Below are 22827 nucleotides of genomic sequence, written 5' to 3'. Positions count from 1 at the left end.
GGATAAGGCGATGCCGGCGCGGCGCCCGAAAGCGCTGCGCCGGCAAAGTCATTACATGGTCTTGCCAGCCTCTACGTCCTTGCGGATCGCGTCGCGCTCTGCATCCGGAGCGGCAACGAGGCCGTATTCAGCGAGCGGGCCGTCAGGGCCGATCATCTGGTCGGATACGAAGAAGTTGACATATTCCTTCAGGCCCGGAACGGCGCCGAGATGTGCCTTCTTGACGTAGAAGAACAGCGGACGGGAAACCGGGTAGGTGCCGTTAGCGATCGTTTCCGTCGACGGAACGATGCCGCTCATGGTCGCGACCTTGAGCTTGTCGGCGTTGTTTTCGTAGAAGGAGAGACCGAAGACGCCAACGCCGGTCTTGTTGGCAGCGATACGTGCCAGCGTTTCCGGATAGTCGCCGTCGATGTCGACGGCAGCGCCGTCCTTGCGGACTGCGACGCAGGCCTTGGTCTGGGCAGCCTTGTCGGTGATTTCCTTGGCGATGACGTCAAGAGCGCCGGAAGCCTTGCAGCCGGCGGCCAGAACGTTCTGTTCGAAGACTTCGCGCGTGCCGTGCTTTTCGCCCGGGATGTAGGCGGCGATATCAACGGCCGGGAGCTTCGGGTTGACTTCAGACCACTTCTTGTAAGGGTTGGCGACGAGCTTGCCGTCGACGACGACCTGGGCAGCGAGGGCCTTGTAGATGTCGGCCGGAACGTAGGCGACGTCAGGGTTGGAAGAGTCGGTTGCGAAGACGATGCCGTCGTAGCCGATCTTGACTTCCTGGATGTCGGTTACGCCGGCAGCCTTGCAGGCTTCCAGCTCGCTCTTGTTGATCGGGCGCGAAGCGTTGGCAACGTCGATCGTGTCTTCACCGACGCCCTTGCAGAATTCCTTCAGGCCAGCGCCCGTGCCGCCGGATTCGACGACCGGCGTCTTGAAGTTGCTGAAGGTCTCGCCGAAGGACTCGGCGACGATCTTGGCGTAGGGCAGGACGGTGGACGAACCGGCAACCTGGATCTGGTCGCGGGCGACGGCAACGCCAGCGAAAGCGGCGGTTGCAGCGAGCGCGGCAACAGTGAGTTTAAAGGTGTTCATTAGAAATCTCCCGGGCATTTGGGCTTGTGTGAGTGCGGCCTCGAAGAGGCCCTCGCATGCCTTTTTTCATCGGCAGGACTCTCTTAGCGCCTTAAGCACCGTCCTTTTATGTCAGATCGATGAAACATTTATGACAACTCAAGATATTGATTTCAAAAGCAAAAATATAACTGCCTAAATTAGGCGTAACATATGGCGTCAGAAACGCACGGTAAAGTCCGTGCCCTTGCCAACCTCGGATTTGACGATCAGACGTGCACGATGGCGCGTCAGGATATGCTTGACGATGGCAAGCCCGAGGCCGGTGCCCTTCTTGGAACGGCTGTCCTCGATGCTGACGCGGTAGAAGCGCTCCGTCAGGCGCGGCACGTGTTCGGCCGGAATGCCGGGCCCGTTGTCGACGACGCTGACTTCCACCGGCTGATCCGGCCCGTTCTTCAGCCAGACATCGACGGTCTTGCCTTCCTGGCCGTATTTGCAGGCATTTTCCATCAGGTTTTCGAAGACCTGCACGAGCTCGTCGCGATCGCCCAGCACCTCGACCTTGCCATCGGGCAGATGCAGGTTGATCGAAACGCCGACATCGCGCGCGAGCGGCACGAGAGAATCCCTGACGTGTCCGAGAAGCGGCACGAGATCCACCTTTTCATCGGGTGCGATATGCGATTTCAGCTCCAGCCTTGATAGAGACAGAAGATCGTCGACGAGCCTGCTCATGCGCGTCGCCTGATCGAGCATGATGGCGAGGAAGCGGGCCTGCGCCTTCGGATCGTTCTTGGCCGGGCCTTGAATCGTCTCGATGAAACCGCGCAGCGAGGCGAGCGGCGTGCGCAGCTCATGGCTGGCATTGGCGACGAAATCCGAGCGCATGCGATCGATGCGGCGCACCTCGGAAATGTCCCGGAAGGAGAGGATGTAATAGCGCTCGTCGCGGCCGTCGTCGTCCTTGAATTCGACGGGGGCGCTGCGAACGATGTAGACGCGCTCCGAAGGCAGGCGCTCGGAATGCTCGATCTGGTTCGGGGCGTTGGTGGCGATGGTTTCGCGCACCATGTCGAGCACACCGGGCGAACGCAGCCTCGCCGATATATGGGAGCCGAGCGCCACCTCGCCGAAAGCCTTTTCGGCAGCACGGTTCTGAAACAGCACCGAGGCATCTTCCGAGAGCACCATGGCCGGGATATCGAGGCCGGCGAGCGTGGCGGAAACTTCCGGCAGACGGCTCGGGGGCGCCTGCGGCTCGGGTTCGGCCGGCTCGACGACATCAGGTGCGATGACCGGCGCTTCGTTGAAGAGCGAGGTCACGATCATGACGAGCAGCAGGGCGAGCACGATCCACTTGTTCATGCCCGCGGCAAGCGCCACCAGCGCGCTCAAGAGCGTCGCCAGCAAGACCGGGCGCTCGCGCCGGATGCGCGCCAACAGGCTTTTCGTCCACGGCATCTCGTCTTCCAAAGCGCCCCCTCATGGCATCGATTCGTTTTTCTTCATATTTAAACTCTGCCTGATAGCCGCGTTTCATGACAGAAGTTTTCCGTTTCGGAAACTTCCGCGAAAAGCTGGCGCGCCCGACACCGAATTGCGCTTTGCTTCCGCAGAGGATTTGATTTTCAATGATAAATATGTTCGCCTGCTGAAAACGACATTATCCAAGCGCAGGGGGAGACGATGGCCGAGGACGTCGAAAGCAGAGCCGTGGAGCTGGAGATCAGGGGCAAGAGGCGCGTCTTCGACATCGACGATCCCGTGCTGCCCGACTGGGTGGACGACCATGCGCTGGAATCCGGCGACTACCCCTACAAGAAGAAACTCAAGGAAGACGAATACGCCGAAGAGCTTACAAAGCTGCAGGGCGAGCTCGTAAAAGTGCAGTTCTGGCTGCAGGCGACGGGCAAACGGGTGATGGCGCTCTTCGAAGGGCGCGATGCGGCCGGCAAGGGCGGCGCGATCCAGGCGTCTTCAGCCCATATGAACCCGCGCCTTGCCCGCGTGGTGGCGCTCGCCAAGCCGACCGAGCGGGAACAGGGCCAATGGTATTTCCAGCGTTATATCGCGCAGTTTCCGACATCGGGCGAATTCGTGCTGTTCGACCGCTCCTGGTACAACCGCGCCGGGGTCGAGCCGGTCATGGGCTTCTGCACGCCGAAGCAATATGAGGATTTCCTGCACCAGGCGCCGCAGCTCGAAAAGATCATCGCCCACGAAGGCATTTTCTTCTTCAAGTTCTATCTCGATATCGGCCGGGAAATGCAGATCAAGCGGTTCCACGACCGGCGGCACGATCCGCTCGCCGTCTGGAAACTCTCCTCCATGGACATCGCCGCCTTGACCAAATGGGACGATTACAGCGAGAAGCGCGACCGCATGCTGAAGGAAACCCACACGGAATTTGCGCCCTGGACGGTGATCCGCGCCAACGACAAACGCCGGGCGCGGCTCAACCTCATCCGCCACATGCTTGACACCATCGACTATGACGGCAAGGACAAGGGTGCGATCGGCGCGCTCGACGACAAGATCATCGGCTCGGGACCCGGCTTCCTGAAATAACCGTGTTGGGATAGCCGGGCGCTTACTGGCCCGGCAGGATGCGTACCGCGAAGAGATTGATGCCGCGGGCCTTGCCGTCGACATCGCTGTTGATCATCAGCTTGCCGGGAGAATTCGGCGCGAGCGAGCGATCGAAGCGAACCTGCAGCAGCGCGTCCGATTTTTCACGCGTGACGCTGAAACGATGGCGGGCGCAATTGCCGAGCGACTGGAAATCGCACTCGACGGTGATCTGCGTGGGTTCGTCCGTGGTGGACTGCAGGGTCAGCGCGATGGTGGAGGACTTGCCGGCGAGCTGCTGCAGGACGTTGGCCGGAATGCTGACGGAGACATTGCCATCCGTATTGCCGCTCTGCGACGTCAGGCGGACGGCCGGGCCTTCGGTTTCCGTGACATTTTCTGTGCGGGCACGTGGGCCGGCCTGGATCTTGTCGGCATCGGAAGGCTTGAAGATCTCGATCCAGTCTGAAGAGAAGCTGTTTTGCGGGTCGATCGTCACCGGCTGGTCGCCATTGGCGGGCGTGCCGTTCCCGGCGCTATCCTCGCCGTTGAAATCTTCCGGCTGGGTGCTCGCGGGCGGATTGGCGACGCTGGTGTCGCGCTCGGCCGCCGTCATCAGCAGGCCGGAACTATAGACCCACCAGGCACCCGTGCCGATGAAGGCGAGAACCACGCACCAGACGAGCAGGCGCGAGAAGAACTTGCGCGGCTTGCGGCGCACAGCGGCCCGCTCCGGGCGAAAATCCATGCCGCCGCGCTTTTCCGGCGCCCCGCGCACTTCGCCACGCATCTCTCCATCTGACGCAGCCCCCAGCTGATCGGCGCTGCTGGCCCTGATATCATCCAGGCCCGCATCGTCCGTGCGCCGGGAGGTGGGCTCATAGCCGCGCGTTTCGCCCGTAACAGACAGGTGGTCATCCCCGCCCTCGCGATGAATGCCCTCGCGATGAATGGGCTCTTGCTCAGGATAGGTAGGCTCTACCACGTGATGCGCGGGCTCGGGCATCTCCACAACGGGCGGGACCGGAACTTCCGGAGGCCCCTGGCGCGGGTGGAGGCGGGCGCGCTCTTCGCTCTCGATGGTGTGGATCGTGGTTTCGAGACGATGGCGGTGATGGGCCACCACGTCAGCATCGGTGATATCCTGCTTGCGCAGGCCGGCTTCCAGCGCCTGGCGCGCGGACTGATAGATGCGGGCGCGAACTTCCGGATTGTCGCGGTCGGAATTATCGAGCGCAGTTCTGATGGCCGTTTCTAGTCCGCTCACGTCAGGTCCTTCGCGTTTCGTGCCGGCATCGACCCCTAAAGCGCGTCGCGATCTTTCAGATCGCGTGCCACGCTTCAGGCTCTTCTTTTCGCATGTCGTTACCGCAAAACCGCTGCACACTTTTGCGCGACATGCTTTAGAGATTGAACGCCTGTCAAGATTCGGTAACGGCAAGCGCGGCAAACCGCAAGCCTTGCGGCCTTTCGGGAGCGGATCGGCGGGGGATAAGCGATGCCGCGCGGCGCCGTCAAGCTTCATTAGATAATCCGGAAATGGGCAGGATCATGGAAAGAGCGCGGCTCTCCTTCTCGCTGTTTTCCTCAAGCTCACTCTTTTCCTCAGGCGACGGCTCTGCTAATCAATTGACGTTTTCGTAAACGTCAAAACTGGTGAAACATGGCCCTGCCCGCGATACTTAGGGATAATCTGAGACTGCCGGTCATCGGCTCGCCGCTCTTCATCATCTCCCATCCGGCGCTGACGCTGGCGCAATGCAAGGCCGGCGTGATCGGCGCCTTTCCGGCGCTCAACGCGCGGCCGGAAAGCCAGCTCGACGAGTGGCTGGCGATGATCACCGAAGATCTGGCCAACTACAATGCCAGGCATCCGGAACGGCCGGCCGCCCCCTTCGCCGTCAACCAGATCGTCCATATGTCGAACAAGCGGCTGGAGCATGATCTGATGCTCTGCGTGAAATACAAGGTGCCTGTTGTCATTTCCTCGCTCGGCGCCGTGCCGGAGGTGAATGCGGCCGTGCATTCCTATGGCGGCATCGTGCTGCACGACATCATCAACAACCGCCACGCCAATTCGGCGATCCGCAAGGGGGCGGACGGGCTGATTGCGGTTGCGGCGGGTGCGGGCGGCCATGCGGGCACGCTTTCTCCCTTCGCACTGGTGCAGGAGATCCGCTCCTGGTTCGACGGCCCGCTTCTGCTCGCCGGCTCGATTGCGACCGGCGGCGCTATCCTCGCCGCACAGGCGATGGGCGCCGACATGGCCTATATCGGCACCCCCTTCATCGCGACGGAGGAAGCTCGCGCCGCCGATGCCTACAAGCAGGCGATCGTCGAGGGAGCGGCGGCCGATATCGTCTACTCCAACTATTTCACCGGCGTGCACGGCAACTACCTGAAACCCTCCATCCGCGCCGCCGGCCTCGACCCTGATAACCTGCCTGATGCCGACCCTTCGAAGATGGATTTCGAACAGGCAACCGGCGGCGCAAAGGCCTGGAAGGACATCTGGGGCAGCGGCCAGGGCATCGGCGCGATCAAGGCCGTGGAACCGGTCGCAAAGCTGGTCGACCGGCTGGAAGCGGAATATCAGGCCGCCCGCACCCAGCTCTCCCTCTGAAGGGCAAGCCTTTCCACAAGCTTCAGCTTTTTTGCCACGGGGCATAAGAGGGTGCTTGAAATCTCCCGACAATGCCTGTATCAGCCCCATGCAAATCGCGGGCCGCATGCTTCGCCCGCCGGATTGCCGCTTTAGCTCAGTCGGTAGAGCACATCATTCGTAATGATGGGGTCACGTGTTCGAGTCACGTAAGCGGCACCATTTTTTCACTATCCAATATACCGTGACGCCAATACCTACGCCCCCGCCCACCACTCTTCATCAATGTCTTCGGGGCGCTTGCTGAGCAAACTGTAAAAATCCGACTGTTGCGGCGGTGGCGCGACGATATGGATAGGTTCGGCGATTAACGCGGCATACGAATCAAATCCCGCGAGCGCCAAGTATATTGATTTTATTAATTTAATCGGTGGATTTCGCTGGACCCTTGGCACTTGCAAGTGCCAAGGTCGCCTGATGGCAGAGAGCGGAATTAATGGTGCAACGCGTAGTTTTTTCGAATGTCGAGTACCAACGGGCTCAGGTCTCTGAGGGTATAAAAACGGACCTTATGCTGCTCCATCTGGCTCGATACCATATCAACGAAGCTTGCATCATGAGCCTCAGACTCGTCTGCGATGACCACTAATCGCTTTTGTTGCAACGATTCCCGATAAAGGAGGCTTCCTTCGATCATCCGCGGACTGGCTTTATTAAGTGCTTTGTCAGGGTCACCTGCTAAAGAAATGGCGTCGATTAAATTGAAGGCGCCATTCTGGTAACCGTATTGTGCATCGATCCTCACTCCACTCGAAAGCTGAACGGGCTCCGGGCGCTCCAACAAGGTATCGACGCCCGCCTCCTTTAAGGCGGAAGCCAGTTTGGTTCTAGCTCTCACTGGCCTTGCGATAGGCTTAACCTCTCCGACGAGTTGAGAAAATAACTCATCCAAAGATTGTGCGGGATCTTTTATCAGCAGTGAACGAATTGGAGAAAGTCTGACCTTTCCAGACCGTTGCTGAACAAAATTTTCGAGAGAATCTTTACTCCAGCCGTTCCCAAATTCGTTTCGCAATCTGTTCGAAAGTGATGCCTGCAGAAGTTCGAAATGAACGCCCAAATTTACATTGAATGCCGCCTGCACCCGACGAGGCCGTTGACTGAATTTGGCAAAAACGTATGGAGCCGCGCACACGAAAACCACGATGCCGATATTGACATACTCGGCCCGCTCGGGAAGTTCAGCGTACTGAACGAGAGAAAAATATCCTTGGCTTCCACTCATCATTACATCCCCGGCAGTTCGGGTTCGTCTACCAATCGTGCTGCAAGCGTGTCCACAACATAAGTAGCGCGATTGCAAATGAAATCTACGAGACTGCTTCTGGCCGCGTCATTTAGCTCCCATTCTACCGGGACAGAATTAACAACTTCGACCACGAAGGGCTTCTCCAATGTCGACAGTTTTAGCAGCGCGCCATTCGTTGCTTTTGCAGTTATATAGTCATCGAATTCCGGAAACTTACCATAGACCGCAGGATCGTTCACCCAAATATCTGGTGCAGGCATCGTTGGGAAATCCGGGTCAGATCCTATGAAGCAATTCGAATGATCAATTGGTACGAGAGAGTATTTCAATTTGGTTGACCTGACGAAAAGCAAATTTTCGGAATTGGCTTCTCCGTTGAAGTAGCGATCCCAGTTGCGGATCCAGGTATCAAACACCACCAACTTCGCCACGTCTTCTGAATGGATCAACTTGGAAAGGAATGTCCCCGAGCCGTCGCGAGGAGTCCCATCGACCGCGCTGGAGAAGAACATCGGTGGGACCATCGGCATCCCGTTCTTCTTCATTAGTATTTCGATAGCGCATGTGTCTATGATCGAGAATGCGGGGACATTCAGGCCAAACCACGTTGCCAACTCGGCCGCGACGAGCTCTGACACCAAAGCAGCCGATCCCATAGGATTACCCAAGGACTTTATGAAGCCATCGCCCGCATCGGTCGCGACCCTCGCGGGACTCGTGCTGGATGTGAAATGCTCAATTTCACGAAGAATTTCGGTTGGTCGTACAGCACTTCCGCAGGCAAGCACCTTAATCTCCGGTTTTTGGCGCCTTGCTCTGATGACGATTAATTTGCCACAGACACTCGCCCTAGCGGCATGATTGGCATGATCCCTTCCTAATGTGTAGTCGTTCTTCCGTATTCTTATCGCATGATCTCGATGCAACAGCGCGATTTTGTTGCTCCCGTGTTTTTCCGGCCGGGACGGAGAGCTAGCATCCCCCCGGAGGAGGTGGCGGAGGTTAGAACGCATTTTCCAAGACTAGCCGAAAACACCCTGTATTTCGCCCTGTACAAGCCGGTAAAACCCTCTTCCACCACCTTTCAGCAAACAACCTCCTCCACCTCCTCCAGCAACGGATAAAACCTTAGAATCAAGAACTTACCCCGGCGGAGGTTACCTCCTCCATAACCTCCTCCAGCGTTACGAACCTCCGCCAAAACCTGCCTTCGCTGGCGGAGGTTCCATGCCTGGAGGAGGTTGCCTGGAGGAGGTTCGCCATTGCCTGGGAAACAAAAAACCCGGCTCGATGGCCGGGTTGTCAGGGTCGGTGCGCGTCAGAAAGGGTCATCGTCGCCATACGCCGGCTCATGCCTGTCAGGGCTCCACTCCCGAGCGTCGTCCGGATCGCCGCGAACATAGGCCGTCTTTTTCTCGCCGTCGCGAAAGCGGACGCCTTTGTCCTTCTTCTCGAACCCGAGGCCGACCATCGCCGCGCGCATATGGGCGTGATGGGCCTTCGTCAGCTTGTTGATGGTTTCCGGTCCGTCGAAGCCGACCAGCTTCCAGACATCCGTGGCCTTGATCTTCAGCGGACCGTCCGGGATGCGCTCGCCAAGGATCTCCAGCCACGGCCCGAAATCCGACGATTCATGCGCAACGCCGGCCGCTGCCTTCCGCAATGCCTGGTCATCCAGCGAAATATCCTCACCCGCCTCCCTCTCGGCAGCCTCGGCCCATAGCTGGTCTCGCACCGCCGCAATGCCGGCGGGATCGGCAGACGTGGCGCGGACGATCCAGAAGCGGCGGTTGCCGGTGGTGTCGGTCAGGTAGCGGCTTTCGTTGGTGGTGCCGAAGAGGACGAATTGCCGTGGGCGTTTGGTCGCAAAGCGGCCATAGGAGAGCCTGGCGACATCTTTCCGCGCGGGGATGAAGGATTTGACGCGGTTGGTGTCGCGGCGGCTCAGGCCGTCGAGTTCGGGCATTTCCAGGATCCAGTGGCCGGCGGTCTTTTCGATGGTCACCTTGGCGTCGGCGCCGATTTCGAGCTGGTCGGTGAACCAGCCGCTGTCATGGCACAGCGCCAGGATCGCCGAGGATTTGCCGATGCCCTGGGGGCCTTCGACGACGAGCATGTGATCGAATTTGCAGCCCGGATCCCTGACGCGGCGAACGGCAGCGCAGAGGATCTTGCGGCCGAAGGCGCGGTTGAGCGGCGTATCCTCGGCGCCGAAATAATCGACGAGCCAGGTGTCGATGCGCGGCTTTCCATCCCATTGTAGACGGGCGAGATAGTCGTGGACCGGATGATAGGCCCGCCGCTCGCCGATCAGCACCAGGGCATCGAAAATGTTGTCCTTGGACGGCTCCCTGCCCTGCGCGCGGGCGAGTTCGAAGCGAATTTCCGCCAGCCGCGCGTCGCTCATGGCAACGATGCCGCTGTTGCGATGAATCTCCAGCTCGCCCGAAAGCAGGTTGAGCTTGATGAGCCATTGGCGATCGACCAGCCATTGTTCGAGTTCGATATCGAAGCGCGCGATGCCCATCAGGCGCCCGGAATGCCGGGGCGCATCCCCGGCAGGCGTGATCGCCCACGCCGGCTCATCTTCCTGGACGAAGGCATCTGGGCCTTCGAACGCATCCGGGACCGGTTCGGAGATCTGCATGGAAACTGCCCGATTGAACGGCACGACGCGTCCCTCTTCCTTCTCGGCAGCGGGCTCCGGCCTCCAGTCGTAAAGCGTGGCGCTCATGAAGGCGTCGAGCTGGCCTTGCGTCCATCCGGCATCGACGGCATCGGCGCTGTCCCAGCCGCGGCGTGGAAAAAGGCCTGACTGCCAGTCTGCGAAACCGTAGCGCTCGATATCGGATGCGTGCGCCGCATCCGTGAAGCCGACGCATTGGACACGCGCGCCGACCGCGGTCAGGCGGGCGGCGATATCATCGGCAGCCGTCAGGCCCGGGCCGTCGAAATCCGGCCAGATCAGCACGTGCCGACCCGAGAGCGGCGACCAGTCCGTGTGCTTTGCGCCTTGGGTTCCGCCCGGCCAGGAGACGATGGTTCGGCCGCTCGCCTGGCCGAGCCGGTCGCGGCATTTCTCGCCCTCGACAATCACCACTTGGCTCCGGTCGCCGATCGTTTCCAGGCCGTAGAGCGGCCGCGGCTTGGGGAACGGGAAACGCGACCAGGTTTGCGTCCCGTCCGCCAGGCGAACGAACATGACCATCGGCGTTTCCTTAGCCCCGTCGGGCAGGTCCCGGCGCAGGACATAGCCGAAGAGGGAGCCGTCGGCATTGCGATAGGGAAACACCATCGACGGCGTGAACAGGCCCCACTCGGATCGTTCGCCCCTGCGCTTCGGGTTGTAGAGCCGGATGCGGGCGCCGGCCTTAAGCAAACCGGCCGGCGGCGGAACGGGCACGATCCCCTCATAGAGGTTGTGCGCCGGAGGGACGTTCGGCCTGATGTCGCGGCCGCCGAGAATGCGGATCGCTCCCTGAAGATCGACGCCTCTGACCTGCTGCACGAAATCGAGAACATCGCCTTTCCTGCCGCAGCCGAAGCAATGGAAACGCTCGACCCCATCCTGGCCGGCGAAGATCGTGAATGACGGGGTGTCTTCGGCGTGGAAGGGGCAGCAGGCGGAAAACTCCTGCCCGCTGCGGATGAGCCTGCAGCCGTATTGCGCTGCTGTCGAAGACAGGGACACGTCGCGGCGCAGCCGTCCGACATAGCCTGAGACGCCCGCTGCCGGCGATGGCGCGTATTGCGAGATTCTATCCATGGATTTTCCGATGAAACTGGAGGGCCGGCGCTATTTGCGTGCCTGCGAAGGGGCTTTGCGATCCGGCGCGGCGCGCCTCGAGGACATTTCATCCATCCAGGCGCCGACTTCGTCGGACCTCCAGAAATTGTTTTTCGCGACCCTTATCGGCGCAGGAAACTTGCCGTTCCGCACCCAGCGCCAGAGCGTCACGTTGGAAACCGGAGCGATCTTCTGAACGTCGCTCGTGCTTAAAAGTGTGTAGGAGATTGGCTTGCCGGTCATGCTCGTTCCTCTGAACTTCCGATCAGAGGCAGAATGCGCGACGATGGTTGTTTCTAATTCATGCGATGCAGTTCAACACGATACACGCCGGTAACGCGAGCTGTGTTGCCTGCCGCTGCAGATCGATGCGGCACGTCACCGGCAAAGGCGATGCGGGCCGCAGGCGCGCGAACCTATGCGCCATTCCCAAACAGACGTTTTGAATCGTGGTTCCTGACCCTGCTGAACGGCAAGACGTTATCAGCTTCAAGCTGGGCTGCCGGCGCGGGCCGGGCAATGAAATATCCCTGGATCTGATTGATTCCGTACTGCTGCATCAGCCGCTGCTGCTCGATCGTCTCCACACCTTCGATGAGGATCTTCACGCCGCGATTGCGCAACAGGCTGATGATGTCGAGCAACATCCTCTTGCCTCTCTCGGTGTTGCAGTCATGGAGGAAGGACCGGTCGATCTTGACGGTGTCGAATTCTATGAGGCGAAGCCACGAGAGGCCCGCAAAGCCCGTGCCGAAATCGTCGAGCCAGACTTGAGCGCCGAGCTTTCTGAGGTCGCTGATGCAGCGAACCACATCCTGGTCGATTTCCAGCTCCACGCCTTCGGTGATCTCGAACGCGAGCCTCGCGCCCGCCACCCCGAATTCTGCCAGCGTTGCCGCCACATAGGTGGCAAAACCCGGCATCTTCAGTTCGATCGGCGAAACGTTGACACTGGCAACCTGGACCATGTCGGCTGCCAGCAAGTCTCGGCAGACAGTGCGGATTGCCCATCGGCCAAGCTGGATGATCGACCCTGTCCGTTCCGCAACCGGGATAAATTTGACAGGCGGTACGGGCGTTCCGTCCAGCATGTTCAAACGCATCAGAGCTTCAACGGCGTCCGTCTTGCCCGTCTGAACGTTGCGGATCGGCTGATAGACGAGGGAGACAAGGCCGTGCTCGAGCGCGATCTTCAGGGTCGCGGCAATGTCCTCGCTGTCATCGCTGCTCTCCGGATCATCAGGATCGAAGACCACGAGCGTATTGCGGCCCGCAGCCTTGGCGGCGTAAAGCGCGCGATCGGCTTCGTGAATGATCTTGTCGACCTGCCTGGTCTGGTCGCGCGTACGCGACACGCCGACGCTGACGGTGATGATAGCGGTCCCGTCTCGCCTGTGCTCGTGTGGCCAGGCCAAGTCCCTGACAGCGGCACACATGGCTTCTGCGAGTTCGGTCGCCCTTTCCGAATTCGGCATTGGTGTGATGACGATGAATTCCTCACCGCCGTATCGCCCGATCATCGAATCCCAGGATGCGGCCACGCTTTGAAGAAGTTGGGCGACCGCGACGAGGCACCGGTCACCTTCCTGGTGGCCGTAGCAGTCGTTATAGCGCTTGAAATAATCGACATCGATAAGCAGGACGGCAAAAGGCACCCTGTCGTGCTGCCAGCGTTGCCAACAATCACGCAGGCGTTGATCGATTGCCCGGCGATTTTCCAGGCCGGTCAACGAGTCCGTGTTCGAGAGGTGCAAGAGCGCCCTGCCCCTTTCGTCGGCGGCAGCCTGCTGCAAACTGGCTTCAAATGCATTGAGGAAGACTTTGTAGCGCTCCCTGTTGAGCTGAAGGTTCACGTAAGAGGTGAAAACAAAGCAGGAAATACAGAAGGCGCCGAGGATGAGCTTGTGAAGAAGCAACATCGGCGCGAACAAAAAGAGGGCGCCGATGAAGATGAGCACGTTGGTTGCGGAGGCCGCAAGAGCAACCGGAAACCGGAAACTGAAGAACAGGTTGACGCTCATCATGAAGATCGCGCCAAACACCATATAATAGGAGAACGCCTCCCTGACCGCGGTCATCTGGGCGGTGAGAAGCCAGACAAGATAGGCTGCGAGCACGGACAGCGCGGCGGCCATGTCGACCGTATCGGCTTTTGCCTTGCGGTAGAGCAGGAATTCCAGCACGCATAGCGCACTGACGCCAACCGCCAGCCGGCCGGCGACCGTGTATTGGACGACGTCGCCGATAAAAAGATAGTCCGTGAAGGAATATGCAAGGTAAGCTGCGACCGCAGTCCAGAGGCCTTTGCGCGTCGCGCTTTTTCGGCCGCTCTCGCTCTCCTGCTTGTAAAGGCACCGCAACTGTTCTGGCGACAGCGTCGGCTGCACGGTAGCGGCTGCGGTCTCGGCTAACACGTGCATCATGCCCCTGCTACCAAACTTCTTGCAGCAGCTGCCCTCCGCAGACTGCTAGCTGACGCTGGATAACCTTACGCCAATTCCACATCAACCAATAACGCTCGAACGATCCCCAAGCGGGCGGAGTATCTGTTGGGTTCACTAATATTTTCTAAAGCTAAGACGTGCATTTGTCCGCCGCCGCCAACCTTAACGCTTGACCTTTATGCGAGTATTGGTGATTTTATACAATGTATTAAGTTTATATTAACCAGTGAGGTTCCGTGGCTCAGCCCCTTTTTGCTCTTGATGGCCAAAGCCTGATCACACCGCAGTCCGTCAGCAATAACTTCCCTTCACCCAACCAGGATAATGAACCAGACCTTCTGCGCACGGCGGAGGCCGAGTTCGCTGTCGTCATCAGCATTGCGATGCAGCGGCTTGCCGCGGGCAGGAACCTGCCTGATGCAGTCAGGTGGCTGATCGGCCAGCTCCATGACGTCCGTCACAAATTCGGCGCTGCTGTGTGGCAGAGGCTCATCCCGATTATTCAGGCCCATCCTTCGGCAGAAATTCTGCAGCAGTGCCCGTTCACTCGCTGGTCCTTTGAAAAACCTCGCGGCTATTCCGGGGATGCCAGTCTCATAGACTTTATTTATGGGCATCGGGCGGTGGCCGAAGAAGTGGCCAGATCCACGCCTCTCGGTCTTGATATCTTCGAATACACGATAAACGCCCCCGGCCCGGTCGCCGTGAGGGAACGTCGCGACATCCTGACCCGCTTCGTCGACGAGACCGCGGCGCGAACGGGTCCGGATACCGAGGTGCTGGCCGTCGCCGCCGGTCACCTTCGCGAAGCGGAGGCATCAAAAGCGCTTGCAGAAGGCCGCCTTAAACGTTGGGTTGCTCTCGATCAGGACCCCGAAAGCATTGGCACGATCTCCAGCCAATTCCATGGAACTGCCGTCGAGCCTGTCAATGGATCCGTGCGCGGCCTGCTGGCGCGAAAGCATCAGATTGGCACATTCGATCTGATCTATGCAGCGGGATTGTACGATTACCTCACCGATAAAGTCGCAATCCGGCTCACCCAGATCTGCATGGACATGCTGAAGCCGGGCGGCGTCTTTCTCTTCGCCAACTTCTCCGACGAGATGGCCGACGACGGATACATGGAATCCTACATGAACTGGGAGCTCCTCCAGCGTTCCGAGGCGGACATGTGGCGCATTGCCAACAACAGTGCGCCTGAGGGCACGGGCGAAAAGACGGTCTGGTTCGGTGCCAACCGCAACATCATTTACGCCACCATCAGAAAGCGGTCGTAACCCTTCGCCGGATCGGGGCATCACAGAATCCGATATCCCGATCCGGCGATCTCGCCGCTGTTGAGACATCAGTCACTGCCGCTGCAGATCGATACGGCTCGTCACCACCGACCGGCCCGATGCGGGGTCACGATCGACAGTCTGCAGGCGAAGGCCGTTCTGGCCGACCTTTTCGATCATCATGTTTGCGCTCCGGTCGCCATTGGTGACGCGCGCCCAGGTGACGTTGAAGGTGAGGGCATCGCCTTTCCGGCTGCCGACGAGCTTGGACGGCTGGCCCGATGGCCCGGTGTAGTTGCCGATGTAACGTTGCCCGGCGGCCTTCACATTTGCCGAAAAGCTTCTCGTGATGACGGCGAGACCGCGGCAGCTGCCGTTCATCGCAACGGTCGAGGCGCCCGCGTCGGATTTCAGATTGCAGGAGACGTTGACCTTCGCTCCGCCGATCCTGGTCAGGACCATTCCGCTTCCGCTCCAGTCACCCTCGAGCGAATTGAGGAAATCCGCCTCGGACGCGTTCGCGCCGGCAGCTAAACCTGTGAGCGTGAGCATTGTCGCAAAGAAAAGAGGACGCATGGGAGCACCCCGCAGTTTTCCTCAGCCGACAACAATCGAAATTGGAAATTGTTCCGCCGCCGCCCGTTCTCACTCGTGCCAATGCTCGGCCACCCAGGGCGTCGGCAATATATAATGGCGCAGGTAGCGGAAGGGCTGCTTGCCGTCGCGTTTGCTGGCATCGAAGACGCCCTTGATATGAGCGAGCCTGGTTTCGCCCCGGCCCCGCGGGCCGAATTTGCCTTCGATGGCGTTCTGCGGGTGGAAGCCGCGCGGGAAGAGGACGACGCGGGCGCTGGATGGCAGGCGCGGCGCGAGAAAATAGTTCAGCGGAAAGGCCCAGTGGCAGTCCTGCCGGAAATGCAGAACCCAGTTTCGCGGGAAGAATTTCACGCCGCCGGGCGCCTTGCGGGTGACGAAACGCTGCTCATACTCATATTCATCGGCCACTTTCTGCGGGTTGGCCCTGAACTCTTCCTGCAGCGGCAGGAGCTTGCCGACCGGAAAGCGAAAGAGCGAGCTCTGCCCGAGCCTTTCGAAAGGCGTCGTCTGGTTGCGGGCCATGACGACGTCATCGGGTCCTCCGACTTCGAAAAACGCATCGAGGGAGGCGACGATGACGAGGTCGAGGTCCAGATAGAGGACCGGCCCGCTCAGGCTGCCGAGCTTCGGGCCCCAAAGCCTCGCCTTCGGCCAGATGCCCCTGGTATTGACGGGCATCTCGACATCGAGAGGCGGCAGATCCTCGCACAGGATACTGGGATGGAGATTGTCCCGGCAGTCGGTGAAGCATGTGAAGGTGAAGGGCGGCGTGATGTTGCGCGCCACCATCGCGTAGAGCCGGTTGATGAAAGTCGGCCCGTATCTTGTACCCCAATTGATGCAAATTACCTGTTTAACGCCGCCGCTCGCAGCCAAAACATGCGCCATCATCACTCGCCATTTCCGTGCCCGGATCCGAACCTTTTCGCATCCGCGATGGAGCGGTTCACAGGCCTGCATCAGGTTTTCAGTTGGGATAACCTGGCGGAAATGCAATCCTGACATCCAAGAGCCCTGGCGTGCCAGATCTCTTTTTCCGGCGGGTACCCGCCGAAGCATCCTTCGCAAGATGTGTTGTATTTGAAATTCTCCTGGGCCGGAAGCGGTTTGAAGCGTCGGCATCGGAGAAAGCATCTCACTTACGCTTTACCTGCTATCAGCAGGAGCATAAAAGACTGCCGACACTTCGCGTTGCACTAGCCCACCAGCCGGCAGCGGCTTTTCCGTATCACGGAGAAGGCGCCCCGAGAGGTTCATCATGTCAGCCACCGCCCAGCAATCCAACCGCACGCTCGTCGTCGCCACGATCATGCTCGCGACCTTCATGGTGGCGATCGAAGCCACGATCGTGGCGACCGCGATGCCCCGCATCGTCGGCCAGCTCGGCGGCTTCACCTATTACAGCTGGGTCTTCTCCGCCTTCCTGCTGGCGCAGTCCACGACAACGGTCATCTACGGCAAGCTTTCGGATATTTTCGGGCGCAAGCCGGTGCTGATCGGCGGCATCCTGATTTTCCTCGTCGGCTCGCTCTTCTGCGGCCTTGCCTGGTCGATGGCCTCGCTCATTATCTTCCGGCTGGTGCAGGGCCTTGGCGCCGGGGCGATCCAGCCGGTGACGATGACGATCATCGGCGACCTGTTCAAGCTGGAGGAGCGCGGCAAGGTGCAGGGCGTGATGGCGACCGTCTGGGCGACTTCGGCCGTCGTCGGACCGCTCGCCGGCGGCATCATTGTCGATACGATCTCCTGGGCCTGGATCTTCTGGATCAACCTGCCGATCGGCGTCCTGTCGATCGCCGCCTTTCTGATCTTCCTGAAGGAGGACGTGGCGCACAGGCAAGCCAAGATCGATTATCTCGGCGCCATCCTGTTTTCGATTTCCATCGTCGCGCTCCTGACGATCCTGACGGAAACGACTGCGCCGGCCTGGATTCTCATCTCGCTTGCCATCGTCTTCGTCGTGACCGGCATTCTTTTCGTGCTGCAGGAGAAGCGCACGCCGGAGCCGATCATTTCGATTGCGCTCTGGAGCCGCCGGCTGGTGGCGACCAGCAATGCCTGCATGCTGCTTGCCGGCATGGCGCTGATCGGCCTTTCGACGATCCTGCCGATGTATGTGCAGGGCGTGCTCGGCCGCTCGCCGATCGTTGCCGGTTTCACGCTGACCATGCTGGTGGTCGGTTGGCCACTGTCGGTGATGCTTTCCAGCCGGTTCTTCAGGGCATTCGGCATCCGCAACACGCTGCGCGTCGGCAGCTTCATGTTCCCCTTCGGCGCGGCCTTCCTGCTGTTCCTCACGCCGGAAAGCCATCCGGCAGTGGCCGGCGCCGGCTCCTTCTTCATGGGCTTCGGCATGGGTCTCATCAATCTCACCAGCATTGCGCTGGTGCAGGACAGCGTGGAGTGGTCGATGCGCGGAAGCGCCACTGCCTCGAACATCTTTTCCCGCAGCCTCGGCAATACGCTCGGCGCCACGGTGCTCGGCGCCGTCCTCAATGCCGGCATCGACCACTATGCGACGGGTGAGGCGGCCAGCAGCCTGCGTGAGGCGCTGAACCAGCCGACCGGGCTCTCGGCACTCGCCGCCGATCCGGCGACTCGCGCGGTCTTCGATGCGGCACTGCACTGGAGCTTCTGGGGTGTCGTGGTCGTGGCGGTGCTGACCTTTGCGACGACCTGGCTTATTCCGATTGGTCGCGGCGTGAAGACCGGGGGCGCGAGCAGCAGGGCCAGCGAGGCGGCGTCGCATTAGGGTGGGCTGAAGGGCGGATGAGGGGGCCACGCGGCACACCCTTCAGGTGATAATTCAGACACCTTCCGTGGCGCCCTGCGGCAGCGATTGCAGCAGCGTCTGGCGGGCCGAGCGAAGGTGGATGCGGCAGGCGGCCTCGATCTTTGCCTGATCGCGGGCTTCCAGTGCTGCTATATAATCGAGGTGTTCGTGGATCGCGCGCTCGTTGCGTTCCCGGGCAGCCGTCTTGTTCCACTGATAGTGATAGTGAAAGATGATGGCGATCGCGTCGTAGAAATCGGCGATGAAGCGGTTCTTCGAGGCGCGGTGGATCAAGAGGTGAAAGCGCTCGTCGAGTACCGAGAATTCCTTGAAGCGGTTATTGATATCGGAGAGCATCGAGAGGTGATCTTCCTTGATAACAGCAAGATCGGCCCAGGCTTGATTTCCGGCAGGAAGCTTGCCGAATTCGGCTGCCGAATGCAGCTCGAACATTTCGCGCACATCGGCGAGTTCCAAGGCGAATTCGCGGGTAAAACCCTTCAGTGTCCAATGGCTGTTCGGACGTTTTTCGATCAGCCCGAAGCGGGAGAAACGGATCAGGAATTCGCGCACGCTGGTCGTGCCCGTGCCGATCTCGCGGGCAAGCTCCAGCTCGTTGATCTGCATGCCGGGGGCTGCCTCATCCGACAGGATGCGCTGCATGAAGCTGCGCTCGATGATGTCGTGCAGTGAATCCGTTTCTTCCGAGGGGAAGAAGTCGCGGTCAACAGGCTGGCGCAGCACGATCTTCTGGCGCTTGTTCCAGCGGATGATGCCCTCTTCGCTGAGGCGGGTCAGGATGGCGCGCGCGGTGCTGCGGCTAACGCCGAGCTGGGCGGCAATCTCGGGCTCCGAAGGCAGCGCTGTGTCCAGGCGCAACGCTGCCGCATACCGATTATACGCTTCCTTGAAGACCGTATTCTGTCTTGCCATCAGACCCTGCTTTCCGCCCAACCCGACGGTCCTGCGACACGGCGATGATGCCCGCCGCTGAGAACGGGCATAGCCGGACCAGGAGCCTCTTCAAGCGACTTTTATCTTATTTTCAGTCGCATGCGGCTGTTTGCCTCCCTCGTCCACAGGATCAATATTCCCGTTGACTTGAAAATGTTTATTGTAGATAAAAAACAAAATCAATGCGCATTTCGCCGATGTAGCGGACGCTTCCCCAGGGAGAAGAAATTGGACAGACAGAATTGGATCATCCTGTCGGCCGGAGACAATGTCGCGGTCGCAACGGCACCGATCGCTGAAGGATCTGATGTCGCCAATGTGAAGACGCGGCAGAAGATCGACGCCGGCCACAAGATCGCCATCACGGACATTCCGCTCGGAACACCGGTCGTCAAATACGGCCAGGCGATCGGCCGCACGACTGCGGACGTAAAAGCCGGCGATCACGTTCACAGCCATAATCTCCATTTCGAAAACGACCGGCTTGCCGCGACGGCCAATTCCGCTCCCGAGGAAGCAAGTGTTGATGACAAGGCGCGCACCTTCATGGGCTATCGCCGTGCCGACGGACGCGCTGCGACGCGCAACTATATCGGCATCATCGCCAGCGTGAACTGTTCCACCACGGTCTGCCGGGCGATTGCCGACGAGGCCAACCGCACCATCCTGCCGCATTATGACGGGATCGACGGCTTCGTGCCGATCGTTCACGACCAGGGTTGCGGCATGAGCTCGACCGGTGACGGCATGAACGTGCTGCACAGGACACTTGCCGGTTATACCCGCCACGTGAATTTCGGCGGCGTGCTGATGATCGGCCTCGGCTGCGAGGTCAACCAGCTGACGCTCTACGGCCAGAGCGGTGCGGGGGCCTCCAAGCGGCATTTCAACATTCAGGATGCCGGCGGCTCGCGCCGCGCGGTCGAACGCGCCATGGGCGTGCTGCGCGAGATCGCAGCCGATGTCGGCCGTGAAAAGCGTGTGCCGATATCCGTCGGCGAGATCATCATCGGCCTGCAATGCGGCGGCTCCGACGGCTTTTCGGGCATTACCGCCAATCCGGCGCTCGGTGTCGCGGCCGATCTGCTGGCCGCAGCCGGCGGCACCGCAATCCTTTCGGAAACCTCCGAGATCTACGGCGCGGAGCATCTGCTGCGCAGCCGCGCCGTCAGCGACGAGGTCGCCAGGAAGCTCGATGAGAAGATCGCCTGGTGGGAAGACTATGTCGCCCTGCATGGCGCCTCGCTCGATAACAACCCGTCTCCGGGCAACAAGCGCGGCGGCCTGACGACCATTCTGGAAAAGTCGCTCGGCGCCGTTGCCAAGGGCGGCCGCTCGCCGCTGACTGCCGTCTATGGTTATGCCGAGCGCGTCACGGCCCCCGGCCTCGTGTTCATGGATACGCCCGGCTACGATCCGGTGTCGGCGACCGGTCAGGTGGCCGGCGGTGCCAACATGATCGCGTTTACGACCGGCCGCGGCAGCTGCTTCGGCTGTCGTCCGGCGCCATCATTGAAGCTCGCCAGCAATTCGGCGCTTTACGCTTCGATGGAAGAGGACATGGACATCGATTGCGGCACGATCGTCACCGGTGACGCGACCATCAGCGGCAAGGGCCGGGAGATCTTCGATCTGATCGTGGAAACGGCCTCGGGCAAAAAGACGAAAAGCGAAATTTTCGGCTATGGCGACAACGAGTTCGTTCCGTGGCATCTCGGCGCCACACTCTGAATAGTATTTATCGAATTTCGGGTCTTCACGAGGAGGAATGATGAAGACGAGGAGAATTGGCAAGACGGCGCTGGAGGTCACCGAAATCAGCTTCGGTGCAGCAGCGCTCGGCGGCCTTTATCGCGCCTGCCCGCGCGAGCAGGCGATGGAAACGCTGGAGACGGCGTGGAACCACGGCATCCGCTATTACGATGTGGCGCCGTGGTATGGCCTGGGACTCGGTGAACGAAGGGTCGGCGATTTCCTGCGCGACAAGCCGGAAAACGATTACGTGCTGTCCACCAAGGTCGGCCGCCTGCTGCGCCCGGTGCCGACGGGTGCCGTTCCCGGTTACGGCTATGTGGATGCTCTCTCCTTCGATGCCGACTACGATTATTCTTATGACGGCATCATGCGGTCGGTCGATTTCAGCTATGCGCGTCTCGGCCTCAACCGCATCGATATGCTCTTCGTCCACGATATCGGCTCCTATACGCATGGCGCCGCGAAGAATGCCGTGCACCTGAAGAACTTCCTCGATACCGGCATCAAGGCGCTGGAAAAGCTGAAGTCTTCAGGCGCGATCAAGGCTTTCGGCCTCGGCGTCAACGAGGTGCCTGTCTGCCTCGACGTCATGCGCAATGCCGATATAGACGCGATCCTGCTGGCCGGCCGCTACACACTGCTCGACCGTTCGGCGGTTTCCGAGCTCATGCCCCTCTGCCGGCAAAAGGGCACATCGCTCGTCGTCGGCGGCGTTTTCAATTCCGGCATCCTTGCAACCGGCCCGGTGCCTGGTTCGCATTTCGATTACATGCCCGCGACCGACGAGGTGCTCGGCAAGGTCGGAGCGATGGAAGAGGTGGCCAAGCGCCACGGCCTGCCGCTGGCTGCACCCGCTCTGCAGTTTCCGTTGCGCGACCCCGTCGTCTCGTCGGTGCTGATCGGGACGGCGAAGCCTTCGAGCCTTACGCGCAACATGGAAAATTTCGAGCCGCAAATTCCGGCGGATATCTATCCCGAATTCGATCCCTACACACTGGTCGCCCCACCGCTCGGCGAAGAAGCTGTCCGCGTCTGAGGAAACAACATGCTCAAAGGTATTCATCCGCTTCTCGGCCCCGACCTGCTCTATGCACTGAAGAGCATGGGGCATGGCGACGATATCGTCATTGCCGACGCCAATTTCCCGGCAAGCAGCATGGGACCTGATGTCATCCGCGCCGACGGCGTCAGCGCCACAGCCATGGCCGAGGCGATCCTCACGCATATGCCGCTCGATACGTTCGTGCCGCAATCGGCATGGCGGATGGAAGTGGTCGGCGATCCCAAGGCCGTGCCCGAGGTCTGCGCCGAATTCCAGGAGATCGTCACCCGGCGCGCGGGTGATTTTCCCATCGCATCCGTCGAACGCTTCGCCTTCTACGAAATGGCGCGGAAGGCGGCCTATATCGTGGCGACCACCGAATTCCGGCTGTACGGCAACCTCATTTTGAAGAAGGGTGTCGTGCATCCGCATGAGGTGCAATTCAACTAAAGACCTTATTTTAGGTCTTTGTGTATTTAAAATAAAAACAATCGGTTGGGAGGCGATTCAATGAATCATGAAGGCGAGATCAGCGCTCTTGCAATTTGCCTGGACCTCGGCTAGCTTCTCACTGTAAATGTTTTTTATCGATAAAAATCGTCCGCCTGCGTTCAGCGGTCCGGTTTCATTGGAGGAGAACGCACCTGA

At 60.0% G+C, this 22827-nt stretch carries 18 protein-coding genes and 1 tRNA gene; 9 read left to right on the top strand and 10 right to left on the bottom strand.

Annotated elements, in window-relative coordinates:
• Positions 1–51: 51 nt before the first annotated feature.
• Entirely contained in the window at positions 52–1086 is a 1035-nt protein-coding gene (locus FHT78_RS17330) for a substrate-binding domain-containing protein (protein ID WP_183746432.1), read from the bottom strand.
• Positions 1087–1284: 198 nt separating this feature from the next.
• On the bottom strand, positions 1285–2508 hold the full coding sequence (gene phoR / locus FHT78_RS17325; RefSeq protein ID WP_183746514.1) for a phosphate regulon sensor histidine kinase PhoR: 1224 nt from the start codon (positions 2506–2508) through the stop codon (positions 1285–1287).
• A gap of 246 nt (positions 2509–2754) precedes the next feature.
• On the opposite strand from phoR, the gene ppk2 reads away from it, so the two are divergent.
• A complete protein-coding gene (ppk2, locus tag FHT78_RS17320) occupies positions 2755–3636 on the top strand; it encodes a polyphosphate kinase 2 (RefSeq protein WP_183746430.1) in 882 nt (293 codons plus the stop codon).
• A gap of 22 nt (positions 3637–3658) precedes the next feature.
• On the opposite strand, the gene FHT78_RS17315 is transcribed toward ppk2, so the two are convergent.
• Complete coding sequence (locus tag FHT78_RS17315; RefSeq protein WP_183746427.1) at positions 3659–4903, bottom strand: hypothetical protein; 1245 nt, start codon at positions 4901–4903, stop codon at positions 3659–3661.
• Positions 4904–5299: 396 nt separating this feature from the next.
• On the opposite strand from FHT78_RS17315, the gene FHT78_RS17310 reads away from it, so the two are divergent.
• Entirely contained in the window at positions 5300–6259 is a 960-nt protein-coding gene (locus tag FHT78_RS17310; protein WP_183746425.1) for a nitronate monooxygenase family protein, read from the top strand.
• 125 nt (positions 6260–6384) lie between these two features.
• Positions 6385–6460: transfer RNA gene (locus tag FHT78_RS17305), tRNA-Thr, on the top strand.
• Positions 6461–6731: 271 nt separating this feature from the next.
• On the opposite strand, the gene FHT78_RS17300 is transcribed toward FHT78_RS17305, so the two are convergent.
• The 3 genes from FHT78_RS17300 to FHT78_RS17290 all read right to left on the bottom strand — a co-directional run bounded on the left by FHT78_RS17300 (position 6732) and on the right by FHT78_RS17290 (position 11313).
• A complete protein-coding gene (locus tag FHT78_RS17300) occupies positions 6732–7523 on the bottom strand; it encodes a DUF3037 domain-containing protein (protein ID WP_210289861.1) in 792 nt (263 codons plus the stop codon).
• Positions 7524–7525: 2 nt separating this feature from the next.
• The gene (locus FHT78_RS29795; protein WP_348644752.1) at positions 7526–8560 is read right to left on the bottom strand and encodes a HipA family kinase; all 1035 of its coding nucleotides are present in this window, start codon (positions 8558–8560) and stop codon (positions 7526–7528) included.
• A gap of 305 nt (positions 8561–8865) precedes the next feature.
• Positions 8866–11313 carry a VapE domain-containing protein gene (locus FHT78_RS17290; protein WP_183746417.1) on the bottom strand — a complete coding sequence of 816 codons (2448 nt, stop codon included), beginning with the start codon at positions 11311–11313 and terminating at the stop codon, positions 8866–8868.
• A gap of 10 nt (positions 11314–11323) precedes the next feature.
• Between FHT78_RS17290 and FHT78_RS17285 the strand changes: the two genes are divergently transcribed.
• Positions 11324–11530, top strand: a complete 207-nt coding sequence (locus FHT78_RS17285; RefSeq protein WP_210289860.1) for a hypothetical protein — start codon at positions 11324–11326, stop codon at positions 11528–11530.
• A gap of 220 nt (positions 11531–11750) precedes the next feature.
• Here FHT78_RS17285 and FHT78_RS17280 read toward each other — a convergent pair whose 3' ends face one another.
• Positions 11751–13754, bottom strand: a complete 2004-nt coding sequence (locus tag FHT78_RS17280) for an EAL domain-containing protein (protein WP_183746512.1) — start codon at positions 13752–13754, stop codon at positions 11751–11753.
• A 260-nt stretch (positions 13755–14014) separates the two neighbouring features.
• Between FHT78_RS17280 and FHT78_RS17275 the strand changes: the two genes are divergently transcribed.
• Positions 14015–15058, top strand: a complete 1044-nt coding sequence (locus FHT78_RS17275; RefSeq protein ID WP_183746412.1) for a class I SAM-dependent methyltransferase — start codon at positions 14015–14017, stop codon at positions 15056–15058.
• A 72-nt stretch (positions 15059–15130) separates the two neighbouring features.
• On the opposite strand, the gene FHT78_RS17270 is transcribed toward FHT78_RS17275, so the two are convergent.
• The gene (locus FHT78_RS17270) at positions 15131–15634 is read right to left on the bottom strand and encodes a hypothetical protein (RefSeq protein WP_183746409.1); all 504 of its coding nucleotides are present in this window, start codon (positions 15632–15634) and stop codon (positions 15131–15133) included.
• Between the two features lie 69 nt (positions 15635–15703).
• Positions 15704–16546 carry a glycosyl transferase gene (locus FHT78_RS17265; RefSeq protein WP_183746406.1) on the bottom strand — a complete coding sequence of 281 codons (843 nt, stop codon included), beginning with the start codon at positions 16544–16546 and terminating at the stop codon, positions 15704–15706.
• A gap of 367 nt (positions 16547–16913) precedes the next feature.
• Here FHT78_RS17265 and FHT78_RS17260 point away from each other — a divergent pair, with 367 nt between their 5' ends.
• Entirely contained in the window at positions 16914–18407 is a 1494-nt protein-coding gene (locus tag FHT78_RS17260; RefSeq protein WP_183746403.1) for an MDR family MFS transporter, read from the top strand.
• A 54-nt stretch (positions 18408–18461) separates the two neighbouring features.
• Here the strand turns inward: FHT78_RS17260 and FHT78_RS17255 are convergent, their stop codons facing one another.
• Positions 18462–19361 (bottom strand): GntR family transcriptional regulator, encoded by a 900-nt coding sequence (locus FHT78_RS17255; protein ID WP_183746400.1) that lies wholly within the window; start codon positions 19359–19361, stop codon positions 18462–18464.
• A 249-nt stretch (positions 19362–19610) separates the two neighbouring features.
• On the opposite strand from FHT78_RS17255, the gene FHT78_RS17250 reads away from it, so the two are divergent.
• The 3 genes from FHT78_RS17250 to FHT78_RS17240 are packed head-to-tail and all read left to right on the top strand — an operon-like array spanning position 19611 to position 22629.
• Positions 19611–21113, top strand: a complete 1503-nt coding sequence (locus tag FHT78_RS17250; RefSeq protein ID WP_183746397.1) for an altronate dehydratase family protein — start codon at positions 19611–19613, stop codon at positions 21111–21113.
• A gap of 40 nt (positions 21114–21153) precedes the next feature.
• A complete protein-coding gene (locus FHT78_RS17245) occupies positions 21154–22173 on the top strand; it encodes an aldo/keto reductase (protein WP_183746394.1) in 1020 nt (339 codons plus the stop codon).
• 9 nt (positions 22174–22182) lie between these two features.
• Complete coding sequence (locus FHT78_RS17240; protein ID WP_183746391.1) at positions 22183–22629, top strand: RbsD/FucU domain-containing protein; 447 nt, start codon at positions 22183–22185, stop codon at positions 22627–22629.
• Positions 22630–22827 lie beyond the last annotated feature (198 nt).

It is taken from the genome of Rhizobium sp. BK196 (genome assembly GCF_014193255.1).
Lineage (GTDB): Bacteria > Pseudomonadota > Alphaproteobacteria > Rhizobiales > Rhizobiaceae > Rhizobium.
This window is presented reverse-complemented; position numbering and strand designations above follow the sequence as displayed.